16 protein-coding genes are annotated in these 15,051 nt (G+C 70.8%); 5 read left to right on the top strand and 11 right to left on the bottom strand.

Annotation, left to right across the window (positions count from 1 at the left end):
* The 10 genes from NQK81_RS08935 to NQK81_RS08890 form a co-directional block, all read right to left on the bottom strand.
* On the bottom strand, nt 1-345 hold the full coding sequence (locus tag NQK81_RS08935) for an SCO6045 C-terminal-like domain-containing protein (protein ID WP_257487816.1): 345 nt from the start codon (nt 343-345) through the stop codon (nt 1-3).
* The gene (locus tag NQK81_RS08930) at nt 342-1,157 is read right to left on the bottom strand and encodes an MbnB/TglH/ChrH family RiPP precursor modification enzyme (RefSeq protein ID WP_126731586.1); all 816 of its coding nucleotides are present in this window, start codon (nt 1,155-1,157) and stop codon (nt 342-344) included. Before NQK81_RS08930 ends, NQK81_RS08935 begins: the two co-directional genes overlap by 4 nt.
* Nucleotides 1,147-2,085: a TIGR04222 domain-containing membrane protein gene (locus NQK81_RS08925; RefSeq protein ID WP_257487815.1), complete on the bottom strand. Its 939-nt coding sequence runs from the start codon at nt 2,083-2,085 to the stop codon at nt 1,147-1,149. Before NQK81_RS08925 ends, NQK81_RS08930 begins: the two co-directional genes overlap by 11 nt.
* An 82-nt stretch (nt 2,086-2,167) precedes the next feature.
* Entirely contained in the window at nt 2,168-2,950 is a 783-nt protein-coding gene (locus NQK81_RS08920) for a TIGR04222 domain-containing membrane protein (protein WP_257487814.1), read from the bottom strand.
* Complete coding sequence (locus tag NQK81_RS08915; RefSeq protein ID WP_257487813.1) at nt 2,943-3,779, bottom strand: TIGR04222 domain-containing membrane protein; 837 nt, start codon at nt 3,777-3,779, stop codon at nt 2,943-2,945. Before NQK81_RS08915 ends, NQK81_RS08920 begins: the two co-directional genes overlap by 8 nt.
* Nucleotides 3,772-4,656: a TIGR04222 domain-containing membrane protein gene (locus tag NQK81_RS08910; RefSeq protein ID WP_257487812.1), complete on the bottom strand. Its 885-nt coding sequence runs from the start codon at nt 4,654-4,656 to the stop codon at nt 3,772-3,774. The genes NQK81_RS08915 and NQK81_RS08910 overlap by 8 nt, the downstream gene beginning before the upstream one ends.
* Before the next feature lie 75 nt (nt 4,657-4,731).
* Nucleotides 4,732-5,154, bottom strand: coding sequence for a peptide-methionine (R)-S-oxide reductase MsrB (gene msrB, locus NQK81_RS08905; RefSeq protein WP_037304420.1), 423 nt, complete (start codon nt 5,152-5,154; stop codon nt 4,732-4,734).
* A 19-nt stretch (nt 5,155-5,173) separates the two neighbouring features.
* Nucleotides 5,174-5,479, bottom strand: coding sequence for a hypothetical protein (locus tag NQK81_RS08900; RefSeq protein ID WP_126731594.1), 306 nt, complete (start codon nt 5,477-5,479; stop codon nt 5,174-5,176).
* Nucleotides 5,480-5,551: 72 nt separating this feature from the next.
* The gene (locus tag NQK81_RS08895; RefSeq protein ID WP_257489724.1) at nt 5,552-7,156 is read right to left on the bottom strand and encodes a serine/threonine-protein kinase; all 1,605 of its coding nucleotides are present in this window, start codon (nt 7,154-7,156) and stop codon (nt 5,552-5,554) included.
* Nucleotides 7,157-7,322: 166 nt separating this feature from the next.
* Nucleotides 7,323-8,009 (bottom strand): TVP38/TMEM64 family protein, encoded by a 687-nt coding sequence (locus tag NQK81_RS08890; RefSeq protein ID WP_257487811.1) that lies wholly within the window; start codon nt 8,007-8,009, stop codon nt 7,323-7,325.
* Between the two features lie 24 nt (nt 8,010-8,033).
* On the opposite strand from NQK81_RS08890, the gene NQK81_RS08885 reads away from it, so the two are divergent.
* The 4 genes from NQK81_RS08885 to NQK81_RS08870 all read left to right on the top strand — a co-directional run bounded on the left by NQK81_RS08885 (nt 8,034) and on the right by NQK81_RS08870 (nt 11,629).
* Complete coding sequence (locus NQK81_RS08885) at nt 8,034-8,591, top strand: GNAT family N-acetyltransferase (protein WP_257487810.1); 558 nt, start codon at nt 8,034-8,036, stop codon at nt 8,589-8,591.
* Nucleotides 8,592-8,610: 19 nt separating this feature from the next.
* Nucleotides 8,611-9,630 carry a DNA polymerase domain-containing protein gene (locus NQK81_RS08880; protein ID WP_257487809.1) on the top strand — a complete coding sequence of 340 codons (1,020 nt, stop codon included), beginning with the start codon at nt 8,611-8,613 and terminating at the stop codon, nt 9,628-9,630.
* A 558-nt stretch (nt 9,631-10,188) separates the two neighbouring features.
* A complete protein-coding gene (locus tag NQK81_RS08875) occupies nt 10,189-10,581 on the top strand; it encodes a DUF6221 family protein (protein ID WP_034318123.1) in 393 nt (130 codons plus the stop codon).
* 7 nt (nt 10,582-10,588) lie between these two features.
* Complete coding sequence (locus NQK81_RS08870) at nt 10,589-11,629, top strand: LLM class flavin-dependent oxidoreductase (protein ID WP_257487808.1); 1,041 nt, start codon at nt 10,589-10,591, stop codon at nt 11,627-11,629.
* 46 nt (nt 11,630-11,675) lie between these two features.
* Here NQK81_RS08870 and NQK81_RS08865 read toward each other — a convergent pair whose 3' ends face one another.
* On the bottom strand, nt 11,676-13,268 hold the full coding sequence (locus NQK81_RS08865) for a PucR family transcriptional regulator (protein WP_371878891.1): 1,593 nt from the start codon (nt 13,266-13,268) through the stop codon (nt 11,676-11,678).
* Between the two features lie 128 nt (nt 13,269-13,396).
* Between NQK81_RS08865 and pruA the strand changes: the two genes are divergently transcribed.
* A complete protein-coding gene (pruA, locus tag NQK81_RS08860; protein ID WP_257487806.1) occupies nt 13,397-15,034 on the top strand; it encodes an L-glutamate gamma-semialdehyde dehydrogenase in 1,638 nt (545 codons plus the stop codon).
* Nucleotides 15,035-15,051: the final 17 nt, after the last annotated feature.

Genomic DNA, 15,051 nt, shown 5'->3' with positions numbered 1-15,051 from the left:
CTAAATGCGGCGTAGCAGGCGCGCGAGCCGGCCCCGGGGCTTCGGGACCTCGCCGCGCTCCACCAGCCACGCGCCGAAAGCGTCCGCGTAGGCCCGTGCGCGGATCGCGTCGGTCTTCGGGCGGTTCGTCGCGTACTCGCGGAACAGTGCGGCGAACCGGTCGCCGAGGGCCTCGGCGAGATCGGGGCGGAGGTACGCGGCCAGCCTGCTTTGCTTGTTCCGCAAGACATTCGCCTCGATGCGGAGCCTCTCCGCGTCGAAACCCGCCGGGGCGTCGCCTCCCGCGAGAAGCGCCTTGAGCAGCTCGGCCTGCTGGGCGGCGAGCCGCTCCCGGGGCGGCGTCACGGCGAGACCGCTTCCCGCAACGCGGCCAGCTCGGCCGCCAGTTCGGTGTCGGACGGGTAGTCGTCGTCGCGTTCCAGCAGGACACCCGGCGGCTCGGTGCGGCGCCGCAGTTCGCGCAGCAGGTCCAGCACCTCCGGCACCACCGGATGGGCGTGCGTGTCGTGGTAGACGCCGTCGCGTTCGACGCCGCCGGCCATATGCGTGTACGCCAGCCGTTCCCACGGGATCTCGTCGAGGAACCGTTCGGGATCGGTGCCGAGGTTGCGGGCGTTGGCGTACAGGTTGGCGACGTCGATGATCAGCAGGCAGCCCGTCCGGTCGGTGAGCTCCCGCAGGAACTCCGACTCGGTGAACTCCGCGTCCGGCCATTCCAGCACCGCCGCGATGTTCTCCAGCGCGAACGGGACCTCCACGATGGACTGCGCCAGTTTCACGTTGTCCACCAGGACGTCGAGCGCTTCCCGCGTGCGGGGGAGCGGCATCAGATGCCCCGAGTCGAGCCCGCCCGCGCGCACGAAGCAGACGTGGTCGCTGGCCATCGGCGCGCCGAGCTCGCGGGTGACCTCCGCGAGATGCTCGACGCGGGCGGTGTCCAGCGGCTCCGCCCCGCCCAGCGACAGCGACACCGCGTGCGGCAGGACCGGCATTCCCTTGTCGCGCAGCGCGAGCAGGGTTTCGGGAAGATGCCCGGCGTGCAGGTTCTCGGCGACGACCTCGACCCAGTCGACGCCCGGCAGCCGCGCGATCGACAGATCCAGCTCGTGCCGCCAGCCGATGCCGATCCCGAGCGTGCCCGGCCCGTCAGCCGCCATAGCCGCCTCCACCACAACCGCCGCCGCCGCTGCTTCCGCTGCTGCACGAGCTTCCGCCGCTACTGCACGAGGAGCCGCCGCCGGACGAACCGCCACCGAAACCACCGGAGACCGGAGGCGGGATCAGGGCCGCGCTCAGTTCGTCGTCCGGGTAGGAGGCGAGGCCGCCGAACGCGACCGCCGCGGCGGCGCCGCCCAGCAGCCCGACACCGGCCGCTCCGGCGTACCCCGGCCCGTTGGGGATACCGCGTTTGCGTTCCCGTCCGTGGGCGGACCTGGCCCGGTGGAGGATCCGGCCGCCCTCGCTGGTCGGACGCGGGCCCGGCCGCTTGTTCTTGAGCGCGCGGGAGATCACCGTCGCGAACACGGCCGAGATCAGCAGCGGGATGAGGTAACCGACGGGACGGTCACCGGCGATCCCGGCGATCAGGCGGACGACGCCGAGCACGAGTACCGCGAGGTACAGGAAGTACACGACCTGCCGGATCCGCGGCGTCCGGTCCGCGACGACGAGCCCCCGCGTCTCCAGCCCCTTGGCGAGCGCCTGCATCGGGCCCGACATCCGCAACCGGTCGCGGATGCCGCGGGTCGTGGCGTTGTACCCCGGCCGCGCGCCCTTGGCGACGGCCTTTTCGATCGGGTCGGCGGGCTCGGGGCCGGTGAGCTGGAGCTGCTTCGAACTGCTGACCCGCAGGGTCCCGCGGTCGACCAGGGCCGCGATGGCCGTGTCGACCACCCGGTCCGGGCCGCCGGCGAGATAGGCGAGCTCGTACACGGTCGGCTCCGGTCCGCTCACGGTGCCGCGGGGCGCCTTGGCGCCCAGCTTGACCGCGATCGTCCACACGAGACCGACGACCACCGGGAACACGATGAGGGCGCCATAGATCGCCAGGAACGTCGGTCCGGGGATGCCCCAGGTGTCTTCCATCGCACGGGCCTTTCGCGAGCAGGTGCACTTACCGTAGTCGGACGTTCTTCCGCCCGGTCGTGGTTCCGTGATTCGCCGGGCGTCAGAAGCCGCCGCTGCCTCCGGAGACGCTGTAGTCGGTCCCGTCGCCCCAGGCGAAGATGCGGGTGTCCTTGCCCGGACGCCCGCCGTAGCGGCTCAGGATGGCGGCGACCTCGCGATCGGGATACGCGGCGAAGCCGCCGATGGCCACCGCGCCCGCCGCACCCGAGACGAGGCTTCGATCCGTCTCCGCCTCGGCCAGCACCGCGCGGCCCGCGGTGGTCGTCCTGCCCGCGTAGTCGGTCCGGCCGAGCAGGAGGCTGACGATCAGCAGGGCCAGCGCGACGACGAGAAGCGCGATCAGGACCACGGTGCCGCCGGTGACGATCCAGCGGACCGTCCCGGCCACCAGCAGGACGGCATAGACGACGGCGGTGATCCTCCACGTGAGCCGGCGTCGCCCTTCCGCGACGACCAGGCCGCGGCCGCCCAGCTCGGCCCACAGCGCCCGCATCGCCGGGCCGCGGCTCATCGTCGTCCGCAGTTCGTGGCCGGGGAACGACGACAGGTGACCGGCGAGCTCCCGTCCCAGCGGGTCGACCGGGACCAGGGGTGTGCGGTAGAGCCTGCCCGAACGGCCGAGCCGGGCCTGTTCGCGTTCGAGCATCGAGGCGACCACCGTTTCGGTGACCCGCGCGGTACCGCCCGCCAAGGCCGCCACGTGCCGCACGCTCGGCAGCCTGCCGCCGTCGTGGAAGCCGCGCCGGAGCCAGCGGACGTGAAGCGCCGCGACCAGGGCGGGGATGGCGATCGCCGGCGTGTAGAGCCACAGGAAGTCAGCCACCGCAACCACCTCCACCGCAGGAAGAACCGCTCGCGCAGTTGCTTACCCCGCTCGACGACCCCGCCGATCCCTTGGCGGTGGCATCGCCCGCCCTGACCAGCATGTCCGCCATGACCGGATCGGGATACGCGGCCAAGCCGCCGAGCGCCACCGCGCCCGCCACTCCGGGGAGCAGAGCAGGATTCCGCCGGGCCGCGCCGAGGACGCGCAGTCCCGCCGCGGTCGGCAGGACGGTGCGGCTCGGACGCAGGAGAAGGACGGTCCCGGCGACGGCCGCGACCACTACGACGAGAAGCCCCGCCAGTATCGCGGCCAGGCGACCCAGCGGCATGGCGTTGGCGAACCTCGCCACCCCGAGCGCGAGCAGGGGGAGGTAGAGGATCAAGGCCGCCAGCCACCCGGCGCGACGGCGGCGTTCGTCCACCTGCAGGCCGCTCAGCTGAAGTTCGTTGCGCACTTCCTGAACGGCGGCGCTCCGGCTCAGCAGCTTCTTCAACCGGTAGAGCCCACCGGCTCCCGCTCGCGGAACGAGTTCGGTGGCGGCGCGCGTGAGCGGATCTCCCGACGCGGTCCGGAGGACGGTGACCCGCCCTCCGCTGTCCAGCCGTATCCGCTCACCGGCGACCATGGTGGCCACCGCGACGTCGGCGACCCGCTCGGTGCCACCGGCCAGCGCGGCGAGGTGGTACGGGCCCGGCGGCGTCCCTTCGTCGGCGGCACGGTGCCGGAGCGACCATGTCCACAGCCCCGCGAAGAGCAAGGGCAGAACGACGAGGCCGCCGTACAGCCACACGAAATCCGGGCCCGAGATCCCCCAGGGTTCAGCCACCGCAACCACCTCCGCCTCCGCCACCGCCACCACCGCAGGAAGAACCTCCGCCGCAGGAGGAGGATGATCCACCACCGCACGACGATCCGACGGCGTACGACGCACCTGCGCCGCAGGTGCTCGCCGTGCGGGCGAACACGCCGGTCTTGCTCAGCGCGCCCACGACGACCTGGTCGGGGAAGGCGCCCAACCCGTGGAGGGCCACCCGCCCGGCCGTGGTGCGGCCGAGATCGCGATCCCAGTCGCCGTAGTGGAGTGCCAGGTCGCCCGCGGCCGTCGCCCGGCCCGAGCGCTCCGGCAGTTGCCGCCACACGGCCAGGCCGATCGCGCCCGCCACGACGATCACCAGGACGACGAGGGCGCCGATCGGACGCTTCAGCGGTACGGCGTTCACCAGCCTCGCGATCCCCACCGCGAACACGGCCACGTACGCGGCGATCGCGTACTGCCAGCCCCTCCGGCGGCGGTGCTCGTGAACGAACAGGCCCCGCCGCTCCAGATCGGCGCGCAGTTCCCGGACGACGTCGTGCCGGGCCATCCTGAAGCGCAGCTCGCGCAGGCCGATTCCGTTGCCGGGTACCAACGAGACGACCGCGCGCTCGAACGGATCGGCCGGGACCGGCCGGATCGGGTGGAGGTTTCCCCTGCTGTCGGGCCGCAGGAGGTTCCGTTCGAGCAGCCCTGCGACGACGGTGTCGGTGACCCGCTCCACGCCGCCCGCCAGCGCGGCCAGGTGATGGAGGCCCGGCGCCGTCCTGGCCCCGGTGTCACGACGCAGCCACAGTTCGTGCACCACGGCGAACGCGATCGGCACCACGGCACAGACTCCGTAGAGCCAGGCGAAAGCCGGTCCGGTGATTCCCCAGGGTTCGTTCATGAAAACACCGCCCTCCCCGACGCTGTCCTGTCCAAGGTGAACGCGTCGAGGAGGGCGGTGGTTCGCTTCCTTCGGTTACGACTCGGGAACGAGCTTCAACGAGATCGAGTTGATGCAGTACCGCTGATCCGTCGGCGTGGCGTAACCCTCGCCTTCGAAGACGTGCCCGAGGTGGCTGTGGCACGACTTGCACAGCACCTCGATGCGGCGCATCCCCATGGTGGTGTCCTCGCGGAGGAGGACGGCGTCGCTGTCGGCCGGGTCGTAGAACGACGGCCAGCCGCAATGGCTTTCGAACTTCGTGTCGCTGCGGAACAGTTCGGCACCACAGGCTCGGCACTGGTAGACGCCGGTGGTCTTCTCATCGGTGTACTCACCGGTGAAGGGACGCTCGGTGCCCGCCTGGCGAAGGACGGCGTACTCGTCGGGGCTGAGCTGCTCCCGCCATTCCTGCTCGGACTTGACCACGCGCGGCGTGGCTCCGACAACGGGTTTCATGCCTTTCACCGGTTCCACGTTACCCCGCGAGCCACGCGATGGCCCGGCCGATGATGTCCCATGCGGTGACCATCACGCCGAGCACGATGAGGACCACGACGAGTGCCGAAACCCACCAGCGCAGGCCGCCGACGCGGTTGCTGGAGTCGGCGAAATCGGAGACACCGTCGAGGCAGGCCTCCACGGTGAAGTTCGGGCCGCAGCGTTCGATGCGGTCCAGATGCTCGGCGAAGGCACGGGCTTCGGGATCGTACGGGTCGAGGCCTACCAGGTCCTCCTGGAAGCGAGGATTCTGGCCAGGTCCGAAAGGTCCGCTATCGGCCATGGAGCAACAGTAAGCCACGAGCGGCGATTGGCCTACCACCAGCGAGGCGGGTCTCACCACCGCCACGCTGCGTCAGTTGCCGAGTACTCGCGTGTCGGCGTCGATGAAGTACTGCCCGCCGACCTGGACCACGCGCAGCGCCGGGCGTGGTCCCTTGTTGAGCGTGATGTTCATGTCGATCGAGCCGTCGGGGTTGCCGCCGCCCTTGTCCGCCCGGGCGGTGTCGGCGCTGGTGACCTTGTGGGTGCTCCAGTACTCGGCGAAAGCCTGCTCCGAACCGTAGACCTCTTTCGCGGCGTCGGTGAGCATGTTCCAGCTCGCGGACGTCCCGATCCTGCCCGTGTCGAAGAAGTCGAGGACGAAACCACCCACGCTCGAGTAGCTCGTGATCTTTTCGCTGGGGGTCTTCCCCAGGCCCGCCGGCGCGGGTCGCGACGAGGACGGCGCACTCGACTTGGGCGCCGAGGAGCTGGTCTGCGGGTTCGCCCCGGCGTTGTTACCACCCTGGTTGTCGGTGCCGTTGCCCGAATTCAGGACCAGGAACACGATCACGGCGATCACCACGACGGCGGCACCGGCGCCCGCGAACAGGACGGCCTTGCGCTTGGCGTCGGCGGGCTTGGCCGGGGACGGCCGCATCGGGGCGGCCGCGGACGGCGGCGGGCTCATCGCGGCGACCGGACGCGGCGGCGTGTTCGGCGGGGCGGACGGCGAGCGCATCGGGATGAAGGCGGCCGTCGGCGAGTGGGTCTTGGTGGGCTGCGGCGGAGCCGCCGCGGCGGACTGGGCAGGCTTGTCGGTCCGCTGCCACGGTGGCCGGTCTCCGCCGGGAAGGCCGTGTCCCGGGGTGTCGGGCACGGCCGGCTGTCTGCCGCCGCCCGCCCCGAAGAGCCGGGGCGACGCCGCCGTGCCCGCGGCGGATTCGTTCGCCGCCAGCGCGGCGAGGCGTTCCCTGGCCTCGGCCATGCTGGGCCGCTCGGTCGGCTCGGTGCGCAGGAGACTCATCAGCAGCGCCGTCGCCGGGCCCGCCTGCTGCGGCGGGTTGATCTGGCCGTTCGCGGCGGCGTACAGCAGCGCCAGCTGGTTCGAGCTGTTCCCGTACGGGGTCTGGCCCTCGATCGCCTGGTAGAGCGTCGCGCCGAGCGCGAAGACGTCGGAACTGGGCACCGGGTCCGAGCCCCGCGCCAGCTCGGGCGCGAGGTACGCCGGGGTGCCGCCGATCAGCCCGGTCTGGGTGAGCGTCATGTCGCCGGCGGCGCGGGAAATACCGAAGTCGGTGATCTTCGCGGTGCCGGATTCGTCGATCAGGATGTTGCCCGGCTTGACGTCGCGGTGCACGATCCCGGCGCGGTGCGCGGCGACCAGCGCCGACGCGACCTGCTCGCCGATCTTCGCGACGCGCCCCAGTGGCAGCGTGCCTTCCTCGGCGATGATCGCCGAGAGGCTCGGGCCGTTCAGGTACTCCATCACCAGGCACGGGTCGCCGCCGTGCTCGGCGATGTCGAACACCACGATCGCGTTCGGGTGCTGGAAACGGGCCGCGTTCTTCGCCTCGCGCATGGCGCGCTGCCGCATGTTGTCGCGTTCGGCCTCGGAGACACCCGGCTGCGGGAGGATCTGCTTGACCGCCACCGAGCGCTCGAGGCGGACATCGATGGCACGCCAGACCACCCCCATGGCACCGCTACCAATTTGCTCGACCAGGCGATAGTGCCCAGCGATCAGCTGACCGGTGTCGATGGCGACTGCTCCTGACACATTCTCCGGGTGATGGTGGCGCTACGCGGCCTGACAGGTCCCGCGCACCCGATCGAGTGTAGCGGGCGGCGGTTTCGGCTCCCCGTCAGCTCGCCGGTGCGGAGGCTGGCATTTCTTCTTCCTCGCTCGGATCGGGCACCGGCAGGGCTTTGCGCCGGAAGACCTTCACCAGTCCGATGGCCCCCGCCGCGGCGAACACGGCGTAACAGATCAGCAGGGCGGGCGGTGTTTCCCCGGTCAGCGCGTCGCCGAGGACGACGACCGCCACCGTCCCCGGGAGACTGCCGAGCGCGGTCCCGATCAGATACGGGGCGAAACGGACCGATGACACTCCGCACAGGTAACTGAACGGAGCGAACGGCACCATCGGGATCAGCCGTAAGGAGGTGATCGCCAGGACACCGCCGTCCGAAAGCCGCTCGTTGACCGCGCGGACCTTCGCCCGATGCAGGTGCCGGGTGACCAGATCGCGGCCGAGTGCCCTCGAAAGAGTGAACGAGAGCGCGGACGCGACCGTGGTCGCCAGGATGCCGACGACGATGCCCGTCGTCGCGCCGAGCAGCAGCCCGCCCGCCAGGTTGAACACGGTGCGCGGGATCGGCGCCACGGTGAGCACCGAATAGGCCAGGAAGAAGACCAGGGGAGTGGCGGGGCCGGTCTCGGCCGCCCAGGCCCGCAGCCCGGCCGGACTCGGGATCGGCAGCAGGACCGCGGCCGCCACGAAGAGGGCGAGCACGGTGAGCGCGAGGATTAATTTGGTACGGCCGGACACCGCCTCAACCGTACCGTGTCCGCTGTGATCGACACCGAGGCGCTGCGGACGCAGCCCGAACTCACCGGCGAGGACGTCGTGCTCACGCAGCTCGACGAAACCTACTTCGACACCGCGTGGAAGGCCCTGCAGGAGCCCGAAACCATCCGGCTGACCGGGACGCACACCCGGTTCACCCCCGAGCAGATCCGGACCTGGCTCGCCGGGCGGACCGGCCTCGACGACCGCGCGGACTACGCGATCGTGCGCAAGGAGGATCGCGCGCACGTCGGCGATCTCGCGCTCACCGACGTCGACAAGGACAACCGCTCCGCGTCGTTCCGCATCGCGCTGAACGGGCCGGAGTTCTTCGGCAAGGGCTATGGCACCGAGGCGACCGGGCTGTTGCTGGACTACGCGTTCGGCGCCGTCGGCCTGCATCGCGTCTCGCTGGAGGTCTTCGACTACAACCCGCGGGCCCAGCGCGCCTACGAGAAGGCCGGGTTCGTCCGCGAGGGCCTTCAGCGACAGGCGCTGTGGTGGGACGGCGAGTGGCATGACGTCGTCACGATGGCAATCCTGCAGACCGATCCCCGGCCCTGATCGGCGATACGGTGTCCGCATGCCCAAGAACGGTGAGCCGATCGAGGTCGAGGTAGGCGAGCGCAAGGTCCGCGTGTCCAGCCCGGACAAGATGTACTTCCCGGCCAGGGGGATCACGAAGCGCCAGGTCGTGGAGCACTACGTCGCCGTCGGGGAGCCGTTGCTGCGTGCGATCGGGGAGCGGCCGACGACGCTGAAGCGGTACGTCGACGGCGTCGAGGGCGAGTGGTTCTACGCCAAGCGTGTGCCGAAAGGCGCGCCGGAGTGGGTGGAGACCTCGAAGATCACCTTCCCGTCCGGCCGGACGGCCGAGGAGGTCTGCCCGACCGAGCCCGCCGTGTTCGCCTGGGCGGCGAACCTGGGCACCTTCGACTTCCACCCGTGGCCGGTGCGGCGGCCCGACGTCGACCACCCCGACGAACTCCGTATCGACGTGGACCCGCCGGACGAGGCGGGCTTCGCCGACGCGGTCGAGGTCGCGGGCGTGGTGCGCGAGGTGCTCGACTCGGCGGGGCTGACCGGTTACCCGAAGACCTCGGGCGGCCGCGGCGTGCACGTCCTGGTGCGGATCCGGCCGGAGTGGGACTTCATCGACGTCCGGCACGCGGTGATCGCGCTGGGCCGCGAGGTCGAGCGCCGGATCCCGGACAAGGCGACCATCGCGTGGTGGAAGGAAGAACGCGGCGGCCGGGTCTTCATCGACTACAACCAGGCGGCCCGCGACCGCACGGTGGCGTCGTCCTGGTCGGTCCGCGGTACCCCGCGGGCGACGGTGTCGATGCCGCTGACCTGGGATCTGCTGACCGAAGTGGACCCGGACGACTTCGACGTCCTCACCGCCGGCGCGTTCTACGCCGAGAGCGGCGACCTCCACGCGCCGATGGACGAGCAGGCGTTCGGCATCGAGACACTGCTGGAGTGGTACGCGCGGGACGAGCGCGACCACGGCCTCGGCGAGATGCCGTATCCGCCGGACTACCCGAAGATGCCCGGCGAGCCGAAACGCGTCCAGCCGAGCAAGGCGCGGGACGACACTTAGCGAGGGGTGGTCGTGAGTGGCGTTTCGGGTTAGAACCCGAAACGCCACTCACGACCACCTGGACAGGGCGGCCACCCGTGGTCAGCCGGCCGCCGGCCTGGGGAGCGGTGCGAGCCCGTCGGCGAACCGGTCCGCGAGGGACGCGACGGACGTGCGCCCCGACGTGACCGGCGGCGCCGTTATGGTCACTGTCGGCGCGGGCGCAGCCTGAGCCGTGACGGTCACCGTCGCCGGGGCCCGCGGGCGCCGCGCCGGGCGGCCGCCACCATACCGGCGCTTTCGCCCAAGGGGAGCGCGACGGCGAGGCCCGCCACGAAGCGAAACGCATTTCGTGACGACGTGTGCGTTCTGGGTGACCATTTCGTCCCGGCGGTCGTTCTTTCCTTCGTTCTTGCTCGCGGAGTGATTGCGCTTTCGTGTCGATCTAGAAACCAGTCACAGTTGGGCGGTGGATCGATACGAGACTGTGTGACGCACGGGACCCGGCCGTAACGTCGGGCTTCCTGCCAGCGACATTTCCCACCGAACACTAGGCTGGGGGAGGACGAAGGAGTATCCGTGGACGACCTGATCGCCTTTCTCGCCGCGCGTGTGGGGCAACGCCAGGCGTTGATCATGCAGGCGGTCAAGAAAACCGAGATCAACGAATCGCTCACCCGCGGTGAGACCAAGGTCGTCATCGAAAAGAAGATCCGTTCGCTCAACGACCTCGAACTCGACACGGTCAATCAGATGATCAACGAGATCGAGGCGACCCGGCGGCTCCTGCAGGCGCACCGCACCACGGTCTCGGAGAAGGTCCCCGGATTCCCCTTGTACGGCAACGAGTACTGGTGCGAGACCTGCCATGTGCCCGCCGACGAGGCCGGGACGAACTGGTGCCTGACCCTGCGGCTGCTGGCCCTGCCGCACGCCGACCACCCGGACTACAGCGAGCGCTGGCGTCCCTGAGCGGGGAATGCCCGCCGGGCCCGGGTGCGTTGACCCGGAGGTGATCACGCTTTCGGTACTGGACCGGTCCCCGACCCGCCGCGGCGGCGACGCGCCCCGCGCCCTGCGGGACACGGTCGCCTTCGCGCGGGACATCGAAGCGCTGGGCTATCACCGGTTCTGGGTGTCGGAACATCACAGCGTGCCCGGTGTCGCCGGTTCGGCGCCCACGGTGCTGGCGGCCGCCGTCGCCTCGGCGACCGAACGGATCCGGGTCGGCACCGGCGGCGTGATGCTGCCGAACCACCGGCCGCTCGTGGTCGCGGAACAGTTCGGCGTGCTCGAATCCCTTTTCCCCGGCCGGATCGACATGGGGCTGGGCCGGTCGGTCGGGTTCACCGGCGGGGTCCGGCAGGCGCTCGGGCACGAGAAGGACGACGCCGATCGCTTCGGCGACCAGGTTCGCGAACTGCTGGGCTTCCTCGCGGGCGACCAGACGACATATCCGGGTGTGCACGCCATTCCCGCGGAAGGCCTGCGCGTGCCCGCGTTCCTCCTGGCGACCGGTGCCGGGGCGCGCTTGGCCGCGGAACTGGGGCTGCCGCTGGTGATCGCGCCGATCCGTGGTGTGGAGCCGATGCTCGAAGCCATCGAGGGATATCGCTCCGGATTCCGCCCTTCCACGCAGGCTTCGCGGCCGTATGTCGTGGTGTCGACGGCGATCGCGGTCGCCGAGACGGCCGAACGGGCCCGGCGGCTGCTGATCCCGGAAGCGTGGTCGACCGTCTACTCGCGGACGCACGGGGTCTTCCCGCCGTTGTCGCCGGTGGACGAGATCCTCGCCGGGCCGCTGTCGGACCGAGACCGGGAACGGCTGGACCGGGCGCTCGACGGTCAGCTCGCCGGCACCCCGGACGAGGTGGGCGACCGGCTGGCCGATCTCGTCGCCAAGACCGGCGCGGACGAGATCCTGGTGACCACCAGTACTTTCGACCAGGCGGAGCGGCTGGATTCCTATCGCGCGCTGGCCGAGGTCGCCGGCCTTCGCAGCCTGGCGGCCGTGTCCTGACCCTGCCCTGCCCGCATCCAGAGGACTAAATGCGGGAGGGGAAATCCTAGAGGCGCAACAAGAGCTGGGTGAGGATGCGTTGCGCGGGGTCGTCCAGGTCGATGCCGGACACCTCGCCGGCGCGGCGGACCCGGTAGCGGACCGTGTTCGGGTGGATGTTCAGCTCGCGCGCCGCCTTCCGGACGTCACCGAAGGCGTCGAGGTACGCGAGCACGGCGGGCACCAGGATGCCGCCGTGTTCGGCGTCGTGCGCGACCAGTTCGGCCAGCCGCGGATCGCGGATCCTCGGCTGCTCGCCGAGGAACGCGAGCACCTCCGAGAGCAGGACCTCGGCACGGACGTCGGCCAGCGAGGCGACGTCCGCGGTCCCGTGCCCGCGCGCCATCGTCGCCAGCACGCGGTCCGCGTCGCCGCGCGAGGCGGCCGCGTCGGAGAGGCTGGGGACCACCCCGCCCAGCGCCGCGCGCACCCGGACGTCGAGATGCCGTTGGGCGGTACCGGCGATTTCCTTGGCCAGCGTCAAGATCCGCGGTTCGGCGTGCTCGGGGAGGTCGGGCAGCAGCGCGTAGACCCGGCCGCCGATCACGCTCACCAGCGCGCTCCGCCGGTACGCGGCCGTGTGCACGGTGATCAGGTGCACCAGCTCCGCGCGCCGGAGCTGCCGGTCGGTCGCGGCCCGGTCGCGGGGGAGCGAGAACGCCAGCACCATGGCCGGTTTCCCGGGATCCGCGCCGATGTCGTCGGCGACGGACTCGGCGTCGAGGCGGCCGTCGAGCAGCCCGGCCAGCAGATCCTCGCGCAGCCGGAGCTCCGGGCTGGGCAGCGTCCGGTGCCGGATCAGCTGCGGCGCGAGCGCGCGGCTGGCACCGAGCAAGGCGACCTCCGCGCTTTCGGTGAGCGGATGCGCGCCCTCCTGCACCCAGATCGTGCCCAGCGGCTGCGATCCGGCGTGGATCCCGGCCGCGATCCGCCGCCGGATGCCGAGATCGGGCCGCTCGTCGATGCGGACGATGCCCTCCCCGGCGCGAAGCCGCTGGTAGACGCCCCATTCGCGCAGCATCGCGAGGTAGCGTTCCGGACCTTCGCGGCCGAGGATCGAGAGCCTGCGGAGCTCGTCCACCTCGTCGCCCGCCCGCGAATAGGCCAGCACGCGGCTCGCGGTGTCCTCGATGCTGACCAGGCCGCCGGTCAGCGTCGCGATGGTCTGCGCGAGCGAGAACAGGTCGCCCAGCACCTCGCCGTGATCCGCTTCGCCACCCGCGCGAGCCGCGTCGACGACGCCCCTGGCCAGCGCTTCGACCTGCTCCCAGCGCGCCTCGTGGCCGACCTCGATCAGCGCGACCCCCGCGTCGGTCGCGACGTTCACGACGGCCATGCCGTTCTTCACCGCGACGGCGGCCGCGCCGGACCTCGCCGCCGCCCGGATCGCGCCCGCGGCCGACCGCCCACGGGCCCCGATCACCAGAACGAGATCACCCGGATGGGCGTCGGGCGGATCCTCCGGATCGTGGATGACGACGTCCTCCACGCCGACACCGAGCCCGCCCGGGGCCGCGAGCACCCTGACCAGCGGTTCCCCGAGCGTGGCGAGGACATGCCGCAGGGAAGCTCCGGGGGTCGTCTGAGTAGTCGTCTTGATCACCGATTAAGCCGATCGGACAAGATGGTCACCCTGATTCTAGCCAGTCGGACAATCCTTCAGCGGGCCGTCAGGTCTACCGTTCGGGATGAGACCTCTACCCGGCGAAGTGCAGTCAGGAGCAGTCAGTGGACGCCGTGACCCAGACCCCCGCCCCGAAGAACGAGCCGGTGCTGAACTACGCACCGGGCAGCGCTGAGCGCGCTGAACTCGAGGGCGCGCTCAAGTTGCTGGGCAACGCCGACCCCATCGACATCACCGCGACGATCGGTGGTGTGCAGCGCAAGGGCGGCGGCGAGAAGATCGAGGTCGTCCAGCCGCACAACCACAAGGCCGTGCTGGGCGTCATCCACAGCGCGACCGCGCAGGACACCCACGACGCGATCGCCGCCGCCAAGGCCGCCGCCCCCGGCTGGCGCGCGCTGTCCTTCGACGACCGCGCCGCGATCATCCTGCGTGCCGCCGACCTGCTGGCCGGCCCGTGGCGCGCCAAGCTGAACGCCGCCACCATGCTCGGCCAGTCGAAGACCGCCTTCCAGGCCGAGATCGACTCCGCCTGCGAGCTGATCGACTTCTGGCGCTTCAACGTCGCCTTCGGCCGTCAGATCCTCGCCGAGCAGCCGGTCAGCTCGCCCGGTATCTGGAACCGCATGGAGCACCGCCCGCTCGAGGGCTTCGTGTACGCCATCACCCCGTTCAACTTCACCGCGATCTCCGGCAACCTGCCGACCGCGCCCGCGCTGATGGGCAACGTCGTGCTGTGGAAGCCGTCGCCGACGCAGAGCTACGCCGCGCACATGCTGATGCGGCTGCTCGAAGAGGCGGGCATGCCGCCGGGCGTCATCAACCTGCTTCCGGGTGACGGCAAGGCCGTCTCCGAGGTCGCCCTGACCCACCGCGACCTGGCCGGGATCCACTTCACCGGTTCCACCGCGACCTTCCAGCACCTGTGGGCCACCGTCGGTGCCAACATCTCCGGCTACCGCACGTACCCGCGCCTGGTCGGCGAGACCGGCGGCAAGGACTTCGTGCTCGCGCACGCCTCCGCCGACGTCGACGTCCTGCGCACCGCGCTGATCCGCGGCGCCTTCGAGTACCAGGGCCAGAAGTGCTCGGCCGCGTCCCGCGCCTACGTCCCGCGTTCGCTCTGGGCGAGCCTGAAGGACGAGCTGGTCTCCGAGACCGAGGCCATCACCTACGGCGACGTCACCGACCTGGACAACTTCGGTGGCGCCGTGATCGACCGCCGCGCCTTCGACAAGCACGCCGCCGTGCTGAAGAGCGCGGCAGAGGACCCCGAGATCGAGGTCATCGCCGGCGGCACCGCCGACGACAGCGTCGGCTACTTCGTGCGCCCGACGATCCTGGTTTCGGACAACCCGGAGCACGAGATCTTCCGGACCGAGTACTTCGGCCCGATCCTCGCGCTGCACGTCTACGACGACAGCACCGACGCGGGCTTCGACGACGTCCTGAAGCTGGTCGACGAGACCGCCGACTACGCGCTCACCGGCGCGGTCATCGCGAACGACCGCACGGCCGTCGCGAAGGCGTCCGAGGCGCTGCGCTTCGCCGCCGGCAACTTCTACGTCAACGACAAGCCGACCGGCGCGGTCGTCGGCCAGCAGCCCTTCGGCGGTGCCCGCGCGTCCGGCACCAACGACAAGGCCGGTTCGGTGTTCAACCTGCTCCGCTGGACGAGCCCGCGCTCGGTCAAGGAGACCTTCGTTCCGCCCACCAGCGTCCGTTACCCCCACCAGGGCTGAGTTCTCCAGGAGTCCGT

It is taken from the genome of Amycolatopsis roodepoortensis (assembly GCF_024628825.1).
Taxonomy (GTDB): Bacteria; Actinomycetota; Actinomycetes; order Mycobacteriales; family Pseudonocardiaceae; genus Amycolatopsis; species Amycolatopsis roodepoortensis.
The sequence above is the reverse complement of the archived record's forward strand: the minus strand, read 5'-3'. Positions and strand labels throughout refer to the sequence as shown.

Excerpts from the sequence above, each read along its gene's own strand:
- NQK81_RS08910 (WP_257487812.1), bottom strand. The coding sequence starts at position 4,656 with ATGAACGAACCCTGGGGAATCACCGGACCGGCTTTCGCCTGGCTCTAC.
- msrB (WP_037304420.1), bottom strand. The coding sequence starts at position 5,154 with ATGAAACCCGTTGTCGGAGCCACGCCGCGCGTGGTCAAGTCCGAGCAG.
- NQK81_RS08870 (WP_257487808.1), top strand. The coding sequence starts at position 10,589 with ATGCCCGCCGGGCCCGGGTGCGTTGACCCGGAGGTGATCACGCTTTCG.
- NQK81_RS08930 (WP_126731586.1), bottom strand. The coding sequence starts at position 1,157 with ATGGCGGCTGACGGGCCGGGCACGCTCGGGATCGGCATCGGCTGGCGG.
- NQK81_RS08925 (WP_257487815.1), bottom strand. The coding sequence starts at position 2,085 with ATGGAAGACACCTGGGGCATCCCCGGACCGACGTTCCTGGCGATCTAT.
- NQK81_RS08900 (WP_126731594.1), bottom strand. The coding sequence starts at position 5,479 with ATGGCCGATAGCGGACCTTTCGGACCTGGCCAGAATCCTCGCTTCCAG.
- NQK81_RS08880 (WP_257487809.1), top strand. The coding sequence starts at position 8,611 with ATGCCCAAGAACGGTGAGCCGATCGAGGTCGAGGTAGGCGAGCGCAAG.
- NQK81_RS08895 (WP_257489724.1), bottom strand. The coding sequence starts at position 7,156 with ATGGGGGTGGTCTGGCGTGCCATCGATGTCCGCCTCGAGCGCTCGGTG.